The 17,255-nt window shown below is 47.2% G+C and carries 17 protein-coding genes; 8 read left to right on the top strand and 9 right to left on the bottom strand.

Annotated features, from left to right (window positions below; all coding sequences use genetic code 11):
• Nucleotides 1-289: 289 nt before the first annotated feature.
• The 3 genes from SG35_RS03105 to SG35_RS03095 form a co-directional block, all read right to left on the bottom strand.
• Nucleotides 290-1,534 carry a malic enzyme-like NAD(P)-binding protein gene (locus tag SG35_RS03105; RefSeq protein ID WP_044834964.1) on the bottom strand — a complete coding sequence of 415 codons (1,245 nt, stop codon included), beginning with the start codon at nucleotides 1,532-1,534 and terminating at the stop codon, nucleotides 290-292.
• A 521-nt stretch (nucleotides 1,535-2,055) separates the two neighbouring features.
• Nucleotides 2,056-2,712, bottom strand: a complete 657-nt coding sequence (locus SG35_RS03100; RefSeq protein WP_044834965.1) for a DUF6515 family protein — start codon at nucleotides 2,710-2,712, stop codon at nucleotides 2,056-2,058.
• Between the two features lies 1 nt (nucleotide 2,713).
• Nucleotides 2,714-3,175, bottom strand: coding sequence for a hypothetical protein (locus SG35_RS03095; protein WP_044834966.1), 462 nt, complete (start codon nucleotides 3,173-3,175; stop codon nucleotides 2,714-2,716).
• Nucleotides 3,176-3,294: 119 nt separating this feature from the next.
• Between SG35_RS03095 and SG35_RS03090 the strand changes: the two genes are divergently transcribed.
• Both SG35_RS03090 and SG35_RS03085 read left to right on the top strand, forming a co-directional pair.
• Nucleotides 3,295-5,766: a response regulator gene (locus SG35_RS03090; protein ID WP_084692917.1), complete on the top strand. Its 2,472-nt coding sequence runs from the start codon at nucleotides 3,295-3,297 to the stop codon at nucleotides 5,764-5,766.
• Nucleotides 5,759-6,982: a sensor histidine kinase gene (locus SG35_RS03085; protein ID WP_044834968.1), complete on the top strand. Its 1,224-nt coding sequence runs from the start codon at nucleotides 5,759-5,761 to the stop codon at nucleotides 6,980-6,982. Before SG35_RS03090 ends, SG35_RS03085 begins: the two co-directional genes overlap by 8 nt.
• Nucleotides 6,983-7,013: 31 nt before the next feature.
• On the opposite strand, the gene SG35_RS03080 is transcribed toward SG35_RS03085, so the two are convergent.
• The 4 genes from SG35_RS03080 to SG35_RS03065 all read right to left on the bottom strand — a co-directional run bounded on the left by SG35_RS03080 (nucleotide 7,014) and on the right by SG35_RS03065 (nucleotide 11,620).
• A complete protein-coding gene (locus SG35_RS03080; RefSeq protein ID WP_053043315.1) occupies nucleotides 7,014-8,681 on the bottom strand; it encodes a sensor histidine kinase in 1,668 nt (555 codons plus the stop codon).
• 6 nt (nucleotides 8,682-8,687) lie between these two features.
• A complete protein-coding gene (torT, locus tag SG35_RS03075; protein ID WP_160298349.1) occupies nucleotides 8,688-9,704 on the bottom strand; it encodes a TMAO reductase system periplasmic protein TorT in 1,017 nt (338 codons plus the stop codon).
• Nucleotides 9,705-9,848: 144 nt separating this feature from the next.
• Nucleotides 9,849-10,856 (bottom strand): ABC transporter substrate binding protein, encoded by a 1,008-nt coding sequence (locus tag SG35_RS03070; RefSeq protein ID WP_044834970.1) that lies wholly within the window; start codon nucleotides 10,854-10,856, stop codon nucleotides 9,849-9,851.
• Nucleotides 10,835-11,620 (bottom strand): hypothetical protein, encoded by a 786-nt coding sequence (locus tag SG35_RS03065; RefSeq protein WP_044834971.1) that lies wholly within the window; start codon nucleotides 11,618-11,620, stop codon nucleotides 10,835-10,837. Before SG35_RS03065 ends, SG35_RS03070 begins: the two co-directional genes overlap by 22 nt.
• Nucleotides 11,621-11,828: 208 nt before the next feature.
• Between SG35_RS03065 and SG35_RS03060 the strand changes: the two genes are divergently transcribed.
• From SG35_RS03060 to SG35_RS03035, 6 genes are all read left to right on the top strand, one after another.
• Complete coding sequence (locus tag SG35_RS03060; RefSeq protein ID WP_420794552.1) at nucleotides 11,829-12,458, top strand: dUTP diphosphatase; 630 nt, start codon at nucleotides 11,829-11,831, stop codon at nucleotides 12,456-12,458.
• Nucleotides 12,459-12,603: 145 nt separating this feature from the next.
• Nucleotides 12,604-13,248, top strand: coding sequence for a DUF2726 domain-containing protein (locus SG35_RS03055; protein ID WP_044834972.1), 645 nt, complete (start codon nucleotides 12,604-12,606; stop codon nucleotides 13,246-13,248).
• 156 nt (nucleotides 13,249-13,404) lie between these two features.
• Nucleotides 13,405-14,115 (top strand): 5'-methylthioadenosine/S-adenosylhomocysteine nucleosidase, encoded by a 711-nt coding sequence (gene mtnN, locus SG35_RS03050; RefSeq protein WP_044834973.1) that lies wholly within the window; start codon nucleotides 13,405-13,407, stop codon nucleotides 14,113-14,115.
• A 52-nt stretch (nucleotides 14,116-14,167) separates the two neighbouring features.
• Nucleotides 14,168-15,133, top strand: a complete 966-nt coding sequence (locus SG35_RS03045; RefSeq protein ID WP_044834974.1) for a cobalamin biosynthesis protein — start codon at nucleotides 14,168-14,170, stop codon at nucleotides 15,131-15,133.
• Between the two features lie 44 nt (nucleotides 15,134-15,177).
• Nucleotides 15,178-15,585: a rhodanese-like domain-containing protein gene (locus SG35_RS03040; RefSeq protein WP_044834975.1), complete on the top strand. Its 408-nt coding sequence runs from the start codon at nucleotides 15,178-15,180 to the stop codon at nucleotides 15,583-15,585.
• Nucleotides 15,586-15,595: 10 nt separating this feature from the next.
• Nucleotides 15,596-16,249 (top strand): trimeric intracellular cation channel family protein, encoded by a 654-nt coding sequence (locus SG35_RS03035; RefSeq protein WP_044834976.1) that lies wholly within the window; start codon nucleotides 15,596-15,598, stop codon nucleotides 16,247-16,249.
• A gap of 17 nt (nucleotides 16,250-16,266) precedes the next feature.
• Here the strand turns inward: SG35_RS03035 and SG35_RS03030 are convergent, their stop codons facing one another.
• Complete coding sequence (locus SG35_RS03030) at nucleotides 16,267-16,590, bottom strand: ribonuclease E inhibitor RraB (RefSeq protein WP_044834977.1); 324 nt, start codon at nucleotides 16,588-16,590, stop codon at nucleotides 16,267-16,269.
• A gap of 106 nt (nucleotides 16,591-16,696) precedes the next feature.
• Entirely contained in the window at nucleotides 16,697-17,254 is a 558-nt protein-coding gene (locus SG35_RS03025; RefSeq protein ID WP_044834978.1) for a hypothetical protein, read from the bottom strand.
• Between the last annotated feature and the right edge of the window lies 1 nt (nucleotide 17,255).

Below are 17,255 nucleotides of genomic sequence, written 5' to 3'. Positions count from 1 at the left end.
TATAAAGATGAACGAATACCCTAGCTCGAAAATACCGCCTCTCTTTCACATCCATATAGGCATGGCATTGCCTGCAAGGCTGCAGGTACTTAACATTTGTCCGGAACAAAAATGTTGACCATTTATCCTGAAATCTTCGCACCTCCTCATCCATGAGGCCGCGAAATACTGTTCGTCCTGAAATCTTCGCTCTTCCTCATCCATGAGGCCGCGAAATACTGTTCGTCCTGAACATAAAAAACGGCTGTCGGTATTGGCCGACAGCCGTTTTCTTCAACAAGACAGGCAACTAGTCAGCCATATAGTTTTCCGGCATCTCTAATGCGGCCACGCCTGAGTCAATGGCGGCCTGGGCAACGGCTTTGGCCACCTTGGCACATAACCTGGAATCCATAGGTTTAGGGATAATATAGTCCTTACCAAAGGTCAGCGACTTATCTCCGCTGGCGGTCAGTACTTCTGCCGGCACCTCTTCCTTGGCAAGATCTTTAATGGCATGCACCGCGGCAATTTTCATTTCATCATTGATAATGCGGGCGCGGACATCTAAGGCACCACGGAAAATAAACGGGAAACATAAAACATTGTTCACCTGATTCGGATAATCGGAACGGCCGGTGGCGATGATCACATCATCGCGGGTGGCCAACGCCAGTTCAGGTTTAATTTCCGGATCCGGGTTGGAACAGGCAAAGACCACAGGGTTAGGCGCCATCAATTTCAGGTGTTCCGCCGTTAATAAATCCGGACCGGATACCCCGACAAAAACATCGGCACCGGCAATGGCATCTTCCAAAGTGCGCTTATCGGTATTATTGGCAAATAGCTTTTTATATTCGTTTAAGTCATCCCGGCGGGTATGGACAATGCCTTTAGTGTCGAGCATGTAAATTTTTTCACGCTGGGCACCACATTTGATCAACAGCTCCATACAGGCAATGGCAGCGGCTCCGGCGCCAAGACAAACGATGTTGGCCTGTTTGATGTCTTTGCCCTGGATGTCCAGTGCATTTAACATGCCGGCACAGGTAACTATGGCGGTGCCGTGCTGGTCATCATGAAATACCGGGATTTTACATCTTTCAATCAGGGCTTTTTCAATCACAAAACATTCAGGCGCCTTGATGTCTTCAAGGTTGATACCGCCGAAACTGTCGGCAATATTGGCCACGGTATTCACAAAATCTTCAACCGTTTTATGTTTCACTTCAATATCAAAAGAGTTGATATTGGCAAAACGTTTAAACAACAGTGCTTTACCTTCCATCACCGGCTTAGAGGCCATAGGACCTAAATTGCCCAACCCCAGAATGGCGGTGCCGTTGGAAATAACCGCAACGGTATTGCCTTTACCGGTGTATTTATATACATCATCAGGATTTTCCGCGATTTCCCTTACCGGCTCGGCAACCCCGGGACTGTAGGCGAGGGCTAAATCTATACTGGTTTCTGCTGGTGTAGTGATCTCCACGCTGATCTTGCCTGGCGTGGGGTGAGCGTGATAATCAAGAGCCTGTTGACGCAGATCTGTCATTATGATGTCCTAACGAATAAATGTTGTAATTTTAGGTGAACTTTTTTACTTTGTTTTCACCGTCTGAAATTATTATTTTTCTTATGGTTTTACATGGTATTGCAAATACCTTGACCATTACAAGCGTCTTTCTATATAAAAATATGCTGTAAGCTATAATTAATAGGCTTTAACATCAATAACTATTACAAAATTCTTACGGGAAATGACTCTTTTTTAACGAACTTATGTTAGAGAAATATTAATTACTGATCGGATGACTAACAAACTTTAAAGAAACTTCGTTTGAGGTTGGCAGGCCTGGGCGATTAATGAATATATCTCCTGCCATAAAGACAGGAATTCCGGTGCCAGGTAAAGCACCGGTGATTTTAATCTCAGCCTGAGCACACTAACAAAGCACTGAATGCACAAAGGAGAGAGTTATTCCTTTATGTGTGATGGCGTCAGGATCCTGAGCCAGGTTAAAAAAGTCTACCGCCAGCAAATGAATAACAAAGTAAAGAAACCCGGGGGTGAAGTTAATTAACGGTATAACCTCTCCCCTGCAAACAGCTGCGATAGGCTTTTTGATAATGGCTGTTCCCTGCAAGCTCCTTCGCTTCCAACGGATCAAACCCTGACTCGGTCACCGCCCACTGGTAACATTCAAACTTATCCTGTTTGCGCTGTTGATTCGATTGTCCGTTATTGGGATAGATCACTAAAGGACTGCCGGCCTCATTGACCTGTGTTGCCTGTGCCATTTCCGTTGCCCCGGCATCAGCTCCTTCGGGCTTTTCCACCACGACATAGCTGTCTTTTTCCTTTCGGTAATAGGTGGCATTGACATGAAAATAACGCTTTAATCCTAAGGTAAAACTGACATAACCCGGCGCTAAAGTCGTAACCCTGGCGCCAAGAGGCGCTTTCACCACCACATAACCCGACGGCGATGTCCGGTAAAAAACCCCGGCGTTAAAATAAAAAGGCGTGCCCCGCACCAGCAGCTTGCGATAACCCGGCGGCAATACTTTTACCTTGTGTCCGACCTTATGGTACTGATGCTTGTGGGCTGCAGCACTAGGGTTGTGATGCCCTTTACCCCTGTGTTTATGTTGCTCTGCCACCGCCTGAGGTAAATAAGCCAGCAGGGCAGATAATAAAAGAGCAGATACTTTAACCGTTAATTTCTTCATGTTAAATCTCCCCATTTACCCGGTTAGGAAAACGCAGCCTGTCATCAGCCGTGGCGCTTTCATTACATTCTCCCCGCACCGTCATGCCTGCCCTACTGGCATAACGCTCCAGTTCGAGATAGCCGGTAGTGCAATACCGGCTCTGGTTTAACCTTTGCTCTAATTTCTGCTGAATAACCGTTGCCAGCGGATTCTCCCGCTCCTGCTTTTCACCTCTGCCGGCACTTTTGTTCCTGCCGGCACCTTTTCCTCTTTTTCCCTGTTTTCCCGTCGCCATTTTGTCGCGTGTTTTGTCGCTACGGGCTGCTTTTTCCTGTCTCAGGGTAAAAGCAAACATCTTGGAATTGTCTTCCCTGATTTGGGTGACAAAAATTTCCTCCACCGACTTTTCCTGGCGGCTGGAGCAGGCGGATAAAAGGCAAAGCATACTGAGCCAGCCGCAAAATTGAGCTTTATTGATCATAGATTTACCCCCTGGTACTTTGCCTGTATTTTAGCGGATGCTAAGTAAAGAAATGTCAGCAGAGTTTAAAATTAAGTAAGTTCCCGCCTGATATAGCCAGCGGGCAAGGGCTGGCATTAATGTCGGCAACATCTACAAATAAATCATTTTTCCACTACACTTTATGGATATCGGTTCAGGTAAATAAGACCTCAAATGTGGATATTGACGACACTATAAATTTTGCTGACGAAGACGATGACGAGGCAATTTGTAGTTCTCATCCCTGGAAAGTGCTGATCGTCGATGATGAACCCGGGGTGCATGACGTCACTAAACTCGCCCTGCAAGATCTGATCTTTAAAGACCGCCCGCTTGAATTTATGCATGCCTATTCCGGCCAAGAAGCCCGGGATATTCTCGCCAATACCCAGGATATTGCCCTGACTTTGCTGGACGTGGTGATGGAAACCTTGTCCGCCGGGCTTGATACCGCCAAATACATACGCAACGAGATCAACAACCATTTGATCCGTATAGTGCTGCGCACCGGCCAGCCCGGTTATGCCCCGGAAAAGGAGATCATCCAAAACTATGATATCAATGATTACAAAAACAAAACCGAGTTATCCCGGGATAAGTTATGTACCACGATAATCTCGGCATTAAGGGGTTATGAAGATTTACTCAATGCCGAAACCTACCGGCTGGCCCAGGCAAAAATCATCGAAAACTCCAAGCACCTGCTCACTTCTGGCCATCATGATACTTTTATTCAGCGCCTGACGGAACGGCTTGATGATCTGCTGCCGCTCGGGAATATTTACGCACAATCCTCCCCTGAATTTATGCTGATGTCGGAGTGCGATCATGTGCCGCAGGTTTTTCAGCACAGCCAATCGATTACCGATCAGGCACTATGGCTGGAACCTTATCCGGCTATGGTGCAAGAAGCCGTTGACACCGGTGCCCTGGTGATCCGGGACCAGCATGCCCTGCTATTGTTTTACCAAAAAGATCAACTGATCACTTATCTGGCCTTGAAATACCAGGAAGAAATTTCAGATCTTGAAGCGCAAATGCTCGCGGTGCTAATGCATAATATTAAAATCAGCTACAGCAATACCAATCTGCAGCAATCCCTGACCGAGATGAATAGCCAGCTGGAAGTTAAAATCGACGCCCGCACCCGGGCGTTAAAAAAAGCAACCGAGGCGGCAGAGCAGGCAAGCCAGGCCAAAAGCCAGTTTTTAGCCACCATGAGTCATGAAATCCGTACCCCGATGAACGCCATCTTAGGCTTTACCCAGCTGCTACAGCGCGCACCGGATGTCACAGCAGCCTCAATTGACACCCTGAACAAAATCAGCAAAGCCGGCAATCATCTCATGGAAATTATTAATGATGTGCTGGAGATCTCCAAAATTGAAGCGGGGGCAATGGAACTGAAAACCATTTCCTTCGATTTAAACGACTTAGTAGATGATATCAGCCAGATGTTTAGCTTTCGCTGCGAACAAAAAAATATCAGCTGGCAGCTAATCCATGAAAACAACCAAAGTGTGCAGGTTTACGGTGATCAGGGGAAAATTCGCCAGGTACTGATTAATTTATTGGGCAATGCGGTTAAATTTATCGACCAGGGGGAAATCAAGCTGCAAATCACTTCCCCTAAACCGGATTATTATCGTTTTGAGGTAACAGATACCGGTCCCGGTATGAGCAGCGGTGAAATAAAAACCTTATTCTCAACCTTTACCCAAGGCCAGGTAGGCGCTGAAAAAGGCGGTACCGGACTGGGATTGGCCATCGCTCACAATCAAGTGAACTTAATGGGGGGTAAACTGGAAGTTGAATCGGCATTGGGCCATGGGGCTCGCTTTTTTTTCACTATCCCCCTGCCCGTTAGCCAGGAAGCCCTGGTGGAAAAATTATCGGATGAAATAGAAAATGTCCGGGTGAAAACGCCCCATAAGGTGCATGCTTTAGTGGTTGATGATGTCGAAGCCAACCGGGATATTTTAACCGGGTTATTGACTGAAACCGGTGTTGATGTGACCGAAGCCGTTGACGGTAAAGACAGCATAGAAAAGTTACGCAGCCAGAATTTTGATATTGTGTTTATGGATATCTTAATGCCGGTCATGCGTGGTGATGAAGCCATTAAAATCATCCGGGAAGAGCTAATGCTGACTAAGCTGCATTGTATCGCAATTTCAGCCTACAGCCTTTCCCATGAAGTACCTTATTATATAGGCATAGGCTTTGATCAATTTATCTCCAAGCCCTTTATGTTCAGCGAAGTGTATAACAGCCTGTTGACTTTTGCCCCCCATCTCTTTGAAAAATGCGAAAAAATCACCGATGAAGAGCCCGCTGAAGAGCTCCCCCCGGTAGCGCTTGACAAATATTCAATCGAAAAAACGGTCTATGATGATATTAAAGGTTCCGCTCAACTCAACAGAAGCTCACATGTCCGTGAAATTTTAACTCAACTTGCCGCACAATCGCCCGAGAACCAGGTATTAGCCGAGCATTTAATACAATTTATTGATAATTATGATATGGACGGCCTGCTGCAAGCATTAGAGGAGATCAGCTGCGATGAATGATCCGGGATTAACGGTTGGTAGCAAGGTACTGGTGGTAGACGATAAAAAAGAGAACCTGGATATACTCACCCATATCCTGGAAGGGGAAGGATACGAAGTCTCTTTTGCTATGGAAGGTGAAAAAGCCATTCAAATTGCCAGTGTCTACTTACCGGACCTTATCTTGCTGGATGTCATGATGCCGGGGATCGACGGCTTTGAAACTTGCCGGCGGATAAAGGTACTGACAGAACTCAGGGATATTCCGATTATTTTTGTTACCGGTAAAGCCGATGTCAGCGACATTTTGCGGGCATTCCAGGTGGGGGCTATCGATTATGTCACTAAGCCGATACGCCATGAAGAGTTATGCGCCCGGGTAAAAACCCACCTGCAATTAAGGCGGTTAATGACCATCCGGGATGAGTTGATCGCCCAGATGCGCCAACAAAACATCCGCCTGGAAAAAATGTCTGTCGTCAATGAAGAAAAACTGGCACAAAGCGAAAAGATGAGTCACCTGGGGGAGCTTATCGGTGAACTTACCCATGAATTATCCACTCCGCTGGGCATTTCAACCACAGCGCTGAGCACCTTGTCGGATAATACTCAGGAAATATCCACTAATATCCAAAGTGATAAATTATCTAAATCCAAGTTAATCAAATTCCTTGATGTCACCGCAGAAAACTATGATATCGTTTTATCCAACCTCAATTATGCCATTCAGCTGATTAACAGCTTTAAAAAAATTGTCGTCGGTGAGTTTAATCCAAATAGCAGCAAGCTTGAGCTGGCTAACTTTCTCCATGATATTCTTCATATTCTGCGGCCAAAATTAAAACACATGCCCCATCAGATCAAGGTGGAATGCCCGGAAAATATCAGCTTAAATGTCCAGGCGGGGGCATTGTCCCAGGTGTTGATCAACCTGATCAATAACGCTTTAATCCATGCCTTTGAAGAAACAACCGCCGGTGAAGTGGCGATCAAAGCCAGCACCCAGGCCGAAAAGTTACATCTAAGTGTTGCCGATAATGGCCGCGGCATCGGGGATGAAAATCTTGAGCATATTTTTGATAAATACTTTACCAGTAAAGCCGATGAAGGGGGCTCGGGCTTAGGCCTGTTTATCGTGAAAAAAATTGTCACCGAATCCCTTGGCGGCGAAATAAGCTGTCAGAGTTCCCCGGCGGGCTCTTGTTTTGAGGTCATAATCCCCTTAACCTCCCCCTGATTCACGGTAAGTGCTCCACATCAAAACAAGCTTAAGCGGCAATCCGGGGCAAAATCAGGGTAAAGGTTGTCCCCTTGCCTAGTTCGCTGCTGACACTGATCTCTCCCGCCAGCACGTTAATAATGATGTTATAGACGATATTCAGGCCGAGTCCACTGCCCCCTTTACCCAGCTTAGTGGTATAAAAAGGCTCAAAAATCCGGTTAACCCTGTCCTGCTCGATACCGCAGCCATTATCCTTGTAAATCAGTTTCACCTTATCCTCTCCCTGCGCATAAGCCTTGAGGGACATTTTCCCGTTTTCGGTATTTTCAAAGGCATGCACCATGGAATTATTGACAAAATTTGCGATCACCTGCCCCAGGGGCCCGGGATAACTGTCCATGGCGATATCCGCTTCAATATCCGCCTCAAGACACAAGTGATTCTGTTTCAGCATAGGACTCATGGTTTTGATAACATCTTCCAGGGCTTTTTTTAATTCAAACTTACGTTTTCGATCGCTGGTCTGATCCGTTGACACCTGTTTAAAACTGCCGATAAGCTCAGTGGCTTTATATATGTTCAGTTCAATAAGGTCGGCTTCATCTATGGCCTGCTGCAGTGACTCTTCCAGGGTAGATTTTTTTAATGTCCCTTGTTCAAATGCCTGCTTTAACTTCACCATGCGTTCTTTTAAAGAAGAGGATGCCACCAGGCTATTGCCTATCGGGGTATTTAATTCATGGGATACGCCGGCCACCAGGCTCCCCAGGGCAGCCATCTTTTCGGCATGTATCAATTGTGTTTGGGTTTTTTGTAATTGCTCGGTCTTTTCGTTCACCTTTTGGCTGATACGTTCGTTTTGCAACGCCTGTATCCAGGTCAGCGCCGACAAAAGTAAGGTGATAACACTGCCCCCCAACATAATAGCCGTAGCCAAGACGATATCGGGACCGCCTTTATAACTGTCGTGCACTTGCCAGTTGAAATACCATTCCTTGCCAACCCCCATAATACGCAACACTTTTTCTGCTTTAATCTCTCCCTGGTTAACCGGATTAAGCTGCGGCATCAATAAAAGCTCCTGATTTTCCAGCAACAGGGAAATGTTCAGTCCCCCGGGCACATATAAATCGATCAAGCCGTCAAGCAGATTGGAAATATCCACAGTAGATAATAAAACGCCGCTGGCAACCCCGCTTTGCAGGGCAAAACCCAAAATAACCTTATAGTTATCATCCCCCGCTTTAAAAATGGGGCCAACGATCGTTTTCTCCGGCGATAAAAAAGCCCGCTGCAAAGTGACGTCTATTTCCGGAATATCGGGTAAAGGGTAATTGGCCTGCCATAACTCCTGGCCCCCGGCGGCTAAGTCCACCACCCTACCCCCTTTCGCCGTGGGGACAACAAAGGCAATGGATAAAGTGCGTATGGTATCTTCGGTTTGTTCGATAAGCTTGATTGCCGCCTCGAATTCTTCCTGGCTGATATCGCCGGTTGCATAATAAAGTGAAGTGATACCTTTAAAGGTTTCTTTTTCCCTGTCTAACCAGCTGATAAAAATATTGCTGATTTGCTCTGCCTGGCGAAAACCGTCATTGAGCCAACTCTGTTCGGCCGCCTCGCGGACTTTAAAAGAAGTGAAGATGCTGGTTGAAATGCCTAACAGCAGCATCAGGGCAACGGCAACTAAATACATGATATTAAAACGCTTCATTGAGTTTTAATTCACTTCTAAAATTTCTTTGTAACCATAAGGGGCAAAGACATCAATATAGTCAAAATCATCTATGGTATCCCGGGTGAGTATTTTAAGTTTAGGAGTGACTTCATGATAATGAAGTTTTTTTTCCAATAACTTTACCGCCATATCTATGGCAAGCTTGCCTTGAAGTACCGGAGATGCGGTAATGGCCCCGCTGACGGTACCGCGTTTCATTTCCCGGTAAACCTGGGCCGTCAGGTTTAAAGACAATAAAGCCACCTCCTCCTCCAGCGACATACGTTTCAGCAAATCACTGGCAATTTCCGCGACATAGCCCGACGTCACCAGCACATCCAGATCCAGATTACGGTTGAGAAAATGCGACAAAGCCTGCTGCACTTCCTCATATTCATGCCGGGTATAATGCATCCCGAGTAAAGTTATTTTTTCCCTCTGATATTGGGCCAAAAAACCCTGTTGATATTGCTGGGCAAGGGCTGAAGCTTCCGGCCCGGGAAACAGGCCCACCTTTAACTTAGCCGCCGCTTGTCCGCTTACTTGCCGGTTAAGGTGATCAGCGATCAATTTACCGCTTTCACTTGCCTGAGGAATAACATTGGCATTAATAAAGACATTTTTTACCGGGTAACCCAAGGCAATAATCGGCACATTAAAGACCTTGCCTTTGTCGGACTGATCATAGACTCCGCCAAGGATAATGGCCTGACTCGACTTGCGACACAGATCCAGGTAGGCCCGCTGCTTGTCATCCCCGGCAAACGCACCTATCTGAAAGATCTTCAAACTTATACCCAGCTTACGTGCCTGTTTGCTTAAACCATAATTAATGGAAAACCAATATGAGGTATCCAGCACAGGCACTATCGCACAAAGGCGCCAGGGTTGCCTGGCCCGCTTTAACCAGGTATAACTCATGCTTTCATCTGCTTTACCGTCTAGAAGCAGCTCGGGTGCAAGTTTGCTTTCAAAGGCCTCCCCCCGGGTAAAGCAGCAAAAAAATGACAAAAGAAGCATCAGCTTTACCGCCCGCAGACAAAAAACCGTTATCCCCCCTGAGAGACCCATAAAGACATTTCCCCTCAACTATTTGTATTAATTATTACCCTTAGCTTTAAAAAGACAAGAACAGACAAGCGATGCCTGCGGACAGAAAATGATTTAGTTGATCACATCATCAACCTGGGACAATAAGCTTTCCCGATATTGGATGCTGCGTTTGTTAAGAATAGTGACATTGACAATTTGTTTTACCGATAAGGGATGTTCAATGCGCTGATCAACTATGCGCCAATTATTCTCCATAATCTCCAGCAAAACCGATGACGCCTGTACCCCGAGACCGTAATGATCAGGCACTATCGCAAAGGATCCCAGATTCAATTTAGTGGCCAGTAAAGATTTTATACCGACGATCACCGGCAGCTTCGAGCGGGTGATCAAAGGCAGCCAGGCTTTTTTCAGCGCCTTTTGGTTAATCAGTTGGTTATCATTAAGCAACCAGATAACATCAACCCCCTGGTTGATTAATCCTTGCAACTGGTGTTTTATTTTCCGGTTCATATTACGGTCTTTATTGGGTAATTTTCCCCCGACAAGTTCTATGCCCTCCGCCCGGCAATAAGCAACATTTTCATCAAAAATATCCTGCATCCAGCTACGGTATACCACCCCGACTTTTTTGATTTCTTTCTTCATCAGCAAACGCATATTCACCACACTGGTCACCAGGGGGATCTCATAGCGGATACCCGTGGCATTTTTTATAAAGGGAATAAACTTATCAACAAATAAAGCGGCCAGGGCAATGCTGGGAGGAAACTCCCGATCGGGAAATGCCTGCTGATATTTGGTATAAAGATTAACTGAGCTGTTACCGATTAACACTATCACTTTCGGCTGATGTTTTTCGATCTGCTTAGCGACATCGCCAACCCGGGTACCGGCATCAACAACCAACTCGTTAAAACGGATATCCCCTTCCAGATCATCCGACATGCCACTGACCACTTCGCTAAAATCATTGCCTGGAGCCCGCAATACCAAGGCGGTATTGGCAAAAGCCAGCTTGGTATTTACCAATACCAAGACCAGCAAGAGTAACTTTAACCATGTCGCTTTTTCTAATATCATGCTGTTTAATAGCGTCACTTTGACATCGCCAGCCATTGGTCTACTCCCAGCGTGGAATTTATCTTGTCGTCAAAACGGCTGATACAGCTCAGCAGTTTTTCTTTAGCGTTAACACCGCTCAGGGCAAGGTTCACCAGACTCATGGTTAAATTGGAAGAGCTTGCCACCAGTTTCAGGTTAGATTTTGCTTTTAACTGTAAGAAATGACTTTCAGACACCAGCACCGCCTCTACCGAGCCAAACGTCAGCAGCGGCAGTAAATCTTCTGTTTTCGTGACCCTTTTAAGTTTCACCGCCACCGGAAAAATGCCGGCAATATATTCTCCCATGGGTTTGCGCCCCAGAAGATCCACCACACCTATTTTTTTCTGTGCGATATCCTGCATATTCAACGGACGCCCCACCGAAACAATCACGTATTTCTCCTGTGTCTGACCGTTTTTCGCTCCTTTTAATACCGTGTCAAAAGAGCCCAGGCGTTCGATAATAGGCATAAGGGAAAGTACTGCGCTCGGGGGAGTATTTTTGATCTGCCGGCGAAAATCCTTGCCGCGTCCGAAAACCGTCACCTCTAACTCGGGACATATTTGTGAAATTTGCTGTTGCATGACTTTCGCCCGGACCTGGGTGGGAAGAAAAACAAATAAGGATTCAGCCTGCGCAACAAAGGAAAAGGTTAGGGTGAGAATAAAAAAAATGGCTTGTTTGCTGTGCATCACGAATATCGCAAAACTCCGGTTACTGATATCAATAGCTTGAGACAAACCTACAGCAACCGATACCAAAAGAACCTCAGCCATGACTTGACTGTTAACAAAAATAGCAATGCTAAGTATAGCACTCAGTTATGGGATAACGGACAGGCAAACACTTTCTGTCCCCTGTGCATGAAGATAAGCGCCCGGGCACAAGTTTTATCACCTCAAAAACTCACTTCCCCTTGTCAGCTCAGCCCAGCTGCGGCACACTAAGCCCCTTGAAAATCTTAGCCAAGCAATAGAGAGCCCCATGAGCGAAATAACCGTGGTAGAACACCAAATCAGTCAAATGTTAACAATGCAGGATGCGATGAATTCCCGCGTCAGCAAAACCTGGCGCAACAATAATTATGAGTGGTACCGGGCGATTTGGGTGGAATGTGCAGAAATGCTTGATCATCACGGCTGGAAATGGTGGAAACACCAGGAAATCGACGTTGCCCAGGTACAACTGGAACTGGTGGATATTTTTCATTTTGGCCTGAGCCTGCGTCTGATGTCCGGCAAGGATATTGCTGCCATCAGCACTGAGCTGGCACAGGAGCTGATCAAAGGCAGCCCGGAAACCGACTTTAAACTGGCCCTGGAAAAACTGGCCTCGGCGGCGGTCACCGACAAAAGCTTTGACGCTGTCGCCCTCGCCGATTGTATGCGCTTGATGGATATGGATATCGACGAGTTGTTCCGTCAATATGTTGGCAAGAATACCCTTAATTTCTTCCGTCAGGATCACGGCTACAAAGAAGGCAGTTATATTAAGGTATGGCACGGCGAAGAAGATAACGAAGTGCTGGCGACCCTGGTAAACAGCCTCAACAGCCAAAGCGACAATTTCCAGGCTGATTTATATCAGGCACTTGAGCAAAAATATCCCGGCTAGCGGCCACGGGCCTGCTCAGGCCTGAAACCCTGTTTCTGCTTTGGGATCATCCCTTTTATAGATCTCTGGCACAAATTCTGCTTATACATAAACAAAGTGTAGACCCTGTAGCAAGCGTCAAGAATTTGAATTGCCGGAGATGTATATGGAACTTATCCTATTAGCCATGATCAGCCTTATTGTTATTGTTGCCATGTTAGCCAGCCGACTAACCGACAATAGCTTTCCTTTTCCTTTTGACAGTAAACCTGTGATCTTCACCCCGGCAGAAAAAAACTTTCAGAACCTGGTGGAAAAGGCCTTAGGGCCTAAATACCGGGTGATTAACCGGGTTAAGTTATCGGATATCGTTTCCATCCGTAACGGCGTCTCCAACCGCGCCAGCCAGACCGCCGTCAATAATGCCGCCAACAAATACCTGGACTTTATTATTTGCGACCGCGACAGCATGAAGCTGCTCGGCACCATAGACCTGGTGGATACCCAGGGCAAAGGTTATAAAGTGAAAAAAGACTGGTTTGTCAGCGGCGCGCTTGAAGCCGCCTCTATCCCCCATATCCGCATCAAGGTTAAAGGCAGCTATAGCCTGGATGAGATCCGCGCCTGTATTAACAGCCGCATCTTAGGCAACCAGGCGCCGATGCCGAAAATGCGCGGCCGGGTGATCCCTGCGCCTATGGTTAAAGCCAGACCTAAAAATACCGGGGTGATCACCTCAGCGGCAGCCCAGGCAAAAGCCCAGCATGCAGGACAAATACCGGCGCCACAGGTAGCAGCCCTGCCCCACTAACTGAAACCGACCTAACCCTGAGCAATCCGGTCATTTAGCTTACCGGATTGCTGTCAATTTTTTGCCTTTCTCCGACAGTGAAAATCAGCAGATTTTTCAAACCAGCCAAGTTATAATTCTGCCACTAACCTCTTAATAATCCGGATGGAATTAAAAATGAAAGCAGGCATTATTGGCGCTATGGAGCCAGAAGTCGCGATATTAAAAGCCGAACTAAGCAACTGTCAAACCGAGGAACACGCTGGCTATCAGTTTTTCCAGGGACAACTTAACGGCACAGACGTAGTGATCGTACAGTCCGGTATAGGTAAAGTTGCCGCCGCCCTGGCCACCGCGTTGTTAATTGATAAGTTCCAGCCGGATTATGTGGTCAATACCGGCTCAGCCGGCGGTTTCGACCAGTCCCTGAAAGTGGGCGATATAGTGATCAGCTCAGAAGTACGTTATCACGACGTTAACCTGACGGCTTTCGGTTATGAAATAGGCCAGTTACCGTCAAACCCTGCCGCTTATACCCCGCACCCTGTCCTGGTTGAAGCGGCAAAAACCGGCATTGAATCCCTGACGGACATTCAAACCCTGGTCGGCTTGATCACCACCGGCGATACCTTTATGACCGCCGAAGAGGATATCGCCAAAGCCAGGGCCAACTTCCCGCAAATGGCGGCGGTGGAAATGGAAGGGGCCGCCATCGCCCATACCTGCCGACAATTTGATATCCCTTTTGTGGTGATCCGCTCTATGTCGGATATTGCCGGTAAAGAATCACCGACTTCCTTTGAAGCCTACCTGGAAACCGCCTCGGTCAATTCTTCGCAAATGGTGATGAATATGCTTGATGCGTTAAAAGATAAAACATTAACTTAACCTTTAAATCAACCTGAGTACAGGCTAAACCCTTGGAGAGCCCGGCGTCACTATGATGAATTTCCCGGAAATAACCGGCCTTAGTTTTTCGGTATTATTGCTTTTTAGTGTGTTACTGGTGAAATTCATCGTGACCCGGTTCTCGGATCCCCGGCCGCTGCATTATTTTCGTTTCTATTGCCAGCGCTTGTCGGATAAGGTCAATAACAGCAGCAACAGCCAAAATCAACAGCATATTGCCGGCCTGGTCGCCATCCTGGTTACCCTGAGTCCCTTACTGGTGATTTTATGGTTATTTGAGGCCTTTATCGAAGTCCCCTGGTTGTGGCAGGGTTTGCTGCTTTATCTCGCCTTAGGTTCATTAAGCCTGGGGGAAACCAGCCTTAGCGTGGCCAAAGCCCTGGCAGCACAACAAAAATACCTGGCACGGGAAACCCTGACCCCCTGGTTGTTACGGGATACCCGGCAGTTATCCCCTATGGGGCTGGCAAAAGCCTGCATCGAAAGCCAGCTATTGCATCACTGCGCCCAGCTCTTTACCGTAAGCTTTTTTTTCCTCATCGGCGGAGGACTTGCCGCCATTGCTTACCGGCTATTGCTGGAAATGCATTTTAGCTGGAATGTCAAACGACAGCGTTTCCTGCACTTTGGCCAGTCAGCCGATCAGCTGGTAAAAATACTGCAGTGGCTGCCGGTCAGACTGTTTGTTTTATTATTGTTGCTCTTTACCTCGGGTAAAAACCTGGTGTTATTTACCCGCTTGCTTAGGCCATATTTTTTCAGGTTAAACAACGATCTGCTGATTTATTGTTTTGCCCTCACCTTAGGCATAAAATTAGGTGGGGTAGCCAGTTATGACCAGCAAAAACTGCGCAGACCGGCCTTTAATGATCCCGGCAGGCAACCAGAGCCGGCCGATATTATTCACGCCGGTAAACGGATAAAACAGCTAAGTGTTATCTGCAGCTTTTTCCTGTTGTTTACTGTCGTTTTGCTGCTGGCAATGCCCAAGGTTTAATCACACAATAACAAATTAACTGCTACTTATGCACCGAGGTTATTATGAACAGCTCCAAGTGTTTTCTTCACGGCTTAATCGCCCTGTTATTCACGCTTTCCAGCCAGGTATTTGCCTTTGAAACCCAGCAGGTTTCCCAAGCGCAACTGATGAGTTTGTTAGCCGCTCCTAAAGCCCCTGAATTTATCGTTTTAGACGTACGCAGCCAGGAAGAATTTGTCCAGGGACATATCGCCGGTGCCGTTAACATCAGCCACGATACTTTAGCGGAAAAAATGACGCAAATAAGCCGCTATAAAGATGCTAAAGTTATTGTACATTGCCGCTCCGGCAGACGGGCAGCCATTGCCGAATCATTATTGATCGAGAAAGGCTTTACCGGTGTTCGCCACCTGAGCGGCGATATCAAAGGCTGGCAACAAGCCGGGCTACCGCTGGTGAAAACCCCTTAAGCATAACCCCATGACTGAACTGCTTTACTACCTGGATCTTTTCGGGGTTGTGGTGTTTGCCCTTTCCGGCGCATTAATGGCCGGGCGTTATAAACTCGATCCTTTCGGGGTAGTGGTGCTGGCCTCGGTCACCGCAGTGGGGGGCGGTACCATAAGGGATGTGATCTTGGGGGCCTATCCGGTATTCTGGGTTGCCAACCCGGTTTATCTCTGGCTGATTTTAATTACCGCTATCCTGACCATATTGATCGTCAGACGGCCCAAGCGTATCCCTAAACGGTTTTTGTTGATTGCCGATGCCTTTGGCCTGGCGTTATTTGCGGTATTGGGGACGGCAAAAGCCTTATCGCTGAGTGCCCCTATGCCGGTGGCGATAGTGATGGGTACCTTAACCGGTGTTGCCGGGGGCATGATCCGGGATGTGTTGTGTAATGTGATTCCCATGATATTACGCCAGGAAATATACGCCACCGCCGCCATGCTCGGCAGCTGTTTATATGTGGCGCTGGATTATTTTGCCTTTGGCCAGAATACCAGTTTGATCCTGGCGATTAGCGGCGCCCTGGCCCTGCGCCTGGCGGCCATTTACTGGCAGGTCTCGCTGCCCGCTTTTCACATCTCTGAAAAAGAGGCGGATAAAGGGGAAAAAAAGAACAAGCAATAGCCAGGAAGCAAGGAGTATTAAGCTTCTATGCCCCAGCCGTCGTTATAACCGTCAAACTTGGCAGCAATACTTTCAAACTGCTGCTCGCGCGCAACAACATCTTCATAGGCAGGCACCATAGACACAGTACAGTCAAGATCCCAGACATTCGGGGTTTCATCCGGGTGCAGGCTGACGCTCACCTGTGGCATGGTTTCTTTAATAAAATCCGCCATCGCCTTGGCCTGGGCCTGCTGCTCAAATAACTGGAAAAAAACCACCTCATGGCTAACACTCAGGTCAATGCCCGCCTGGTGCATTTCAGCCAGTACCTGGCCGGTATCATCGTCTGGAAAATTCATGCTTACTTCATTCTAAAGTCAAATCAATGGCCGCTATTATAGCCCTAAGCCGATGCAAAGTGCATATTTCCTTTTGCACCGATTTGATAGCCGAGCAGATAAACGTTTATAAAGCAGGATTAACGACTTGTTCGCGACAATGATAATCACGACACACCGCCTTGATATCTTTGCCCGCCAGACAGATATCCGGCGTGTCAGCCCCGACTCCGCCGGGATGCAAGGCCGATATTTTGGCTAATATCGCCGCCCCCTGGGTATTTACCGACAACCAGCAACCTGCCCCTTTGTGGTCAAGGTTAAATAACAGGCATTGCTGGTCCGATTCGCAGCTTGAATGCTCCCTGGCCACCCGGGCCATAGAAGCGAATATCGGCGTATTTTTATACGCTTTATCTTCCGTTTCTGCCAAGCGATCATCAACAGCCTCTTGCTGGTTAACTTCCTCATAAGGTTCAAGGACAAACATTTCTCTCTGCCCGTTCGCTTTCCTGGCTTGCTCCTTTAAGGCTTTTTCCTTTAAAGCACGGGCCCTTTGCTGATCCAGCTCCTGCTTAAGGGCAGTGGTTTGTGCCTCATTTTCTTTTAGCAGGTAACCTAAGGCTAACAAGATCACCATAAAACCAAAAATCACCACCAACAAACTGGTTAACCATTTGAGCATA

It is taken from the genome of Thalassomonas actiniarum (genome assembly GCF_000948975.2).
GTDB lineage: Bacteria > Pseudomonadota > Gammaproteobacteria > Enterobacterales > Alteromonadaceae > Thalassomonas > Thalassomonas actiniarum.
Note: the sequence above shows the minus strand (reverse complement) of the source record. Positions and strands in the feature narration are given on the sequence as shown.

Excerpts from the sequence above, each read along its gene's own strand:
- mtnN (WP_044834973.1), top strand. The coding sequence starts at position 13,405 with ATGAAAGCAGGCATTATTGGCGCTATGGAGCCAGAAGTCGCGATATTA.
- SG35_RS03105 (WP_044834964.1), bottom strand. The coding sequence starts at position 1,534 with ATGACAGATCTGCGTCAACAGGCTCTTGATTATCACGCTCACCCCACG.
- SG35_RS03035 (WP_044834976.1), top strand. The coding sequence starts at position 15,596 with ATGACTGAACTGCTTTACTACCTGGATCTTTTCGGGGTTGTGGTGTTT.
- SG35_RS03030 (WP_044834977.1), bottom strand. The coding sequence starts at position 16,590 with ATGAATTTTCCAGACGATGATACCGGCCAGGTACTGGCTGAAATGCAC.
- SG35_RS03085 (WP_044834968.1), top strand. The coding sequence starts at position 5,759 with ATGAATGATCCGGGATTAACGGTTGGTAGCAAGGTACTGGTGGTAGAC.
- SG35_RS03065 (WP_044834971.1), bottom strand. The coding sequence starts at position 11,620 with ATGGCTGAGGTTCTTTTGGTATCGGTTGCTGTAGGTTTGTCTCAAGCT.
- SG35_RS03090 (WP_084692917.1), top strand. The coding sequence starts at position 3,295 with ATGTCGGCAACATCTACAAATAAATCATTTTTCCACTACACTTTATGG.
- SG35_RS03045 (WP_044834974.1), top strand. The coding sequence starts at position 14,168 with ATGATGAATTTCCCGGAAATAACCGGCCTTAGTTTTTCGGTATTATTG.
- SG35_RS03040 (WP_044834975.1), top strand. The coding sequence starts at position 15,178 with ATGAACAGCTCCAAGTGTTTTCTTCACGGCTTAATCGCCCTGTTATTC.
- SG35_RS03060 (WP_420794552.1), top strand. The coding sequence starts at position 11,829 with ATGAGCGAAATAACCGTGGTAGAACACCAAATCAGTCAAATGTTAACA.
- torT (WP_160298349.1), bottom strand. The coding sequence starts at position 9,704 with ATGCTTCTTTTGTCATTTTTTTGCTGCTTTACCCGGGGGGAGGCCTTT.
- SG35_RS03070 (WP_044834970.1), bottom strand. The coding sequence starts at position 10,856 with ATGGCTGGCGATGTCAAAGTGACGCTATTAAACAGCATGATATTAGAA.
- SG35_RS03080 (WP_053043315.1), bottom strand. The coding sequence starts at position 8,681 with ATGAAGCGTTTTAATATCATGTATTTAGTTGCCGTTGCCCTGATGCTG.
- SG35_RS03025 (WP_044834978.1), bottom strand. The coding sequence starts at position 17,254 with ATGCTCAAATGGTTAACCAGTTTGTTGGTGGTGATTTTTGGTTTTATG.
- SG35_RS03100 (WP_044834965.1), bottom strand. The coding sequence starts at position 2,712 with ATGAAGAAATTAACGGTTAAAGTATCTGCTCTTTTATTATCTGCCCTG.
- SG35_RS03055 (WP_044834972.1), top strand. The coding sequence starts at position 12,604 with ATGGAACTTATCCTATTAGCCATGATCAGCCTTATTGTTATTGTTGCC.
- SG35_RS03095 (WP_044834966.1), bottom strand. The coding sequence starts at position 3,175 with ATGATCAATAAAGCTCAATTTTGCGGCTGGCTCAGTATGCTTTGCCTT.